At 67.3% G+C, this 520-nt stretch carries 2 protein-coding genes; both read right to left on the bottom strand.

Annotated features, from left to right (window positions below; translation table 11 throughout):
- The coding region (locus E3D03_RS21270) for a hypothetical protein (RefSeq protein ID WP_263568587.1) at positions 1–351 on the bottom strand (351 nt) is incomplete at its 3' end.
- 2 nt (positions 352–353) lie between these two features.
- On the bottom strand, positions 354–520 hold a 167-nt coding region (locus tag E3D03_RS21275), incomplete at its 5' end, for a DUF2312 domain-containing protein (protein ID WP_263568588.1).

The raw sequence follows: 520 nt of genomic DNA on the forward strand, positions 1-520 counted from the left end.
CTTGGAGCCGATCAAGCCGCGATGCCGGGGCGCTGTTTCGTGGCGCGCATCGGCGCAGACCGGCCACGGCAGGGTGGCGAGGCTGACAGGCTGGCCGTCCACGACGATGACGGCGCGCGGCTCTTTCTCCGCGACAAGCACCTTCGGCTTGCTGGCCTGCGCCGCGACCAGAGCGCCGTAGCGCTCGGCGAACCGGCTGGGCTTCATCTTGAGCGCGGCAGCAATCTCTCGGGCAGAATGACCGGCGGCGAGCGCGCGCTTGACGAAGTTGTCGCGCTCCAGCACCCGGGCCGCGCGGCCGAGGCCGTGCATGCGACCCTGGATGTGTTCGGGGGCGGTGAGCGGCTTCATGGTCACGCCATCCCAAGCGCAGCTTTGTACATCTCGAGGATGGCTTCCTCTTCGGCGATGTCATCCTTGTCGCGCTTGCGCATGGCGATGATCTTGCGCATGACGGCTGTGTCGTAGCCGCGCGCCTTCGCTTCGCCCATCAGCTCTTTCTGCTGCTCGGTCACGTCCT

Origin of the sequence: Paracoccus sp. DMF, assembly GCF_004407025.1 — a bacterium.
Classification (GTDB): domain Bacteria; phylum Pseudomonadota; class Alphaproteobacteria; order Rhodobacterales; family Rhodobacteraceae; genus Paracoccus; species Paracoccus aminovorans_B.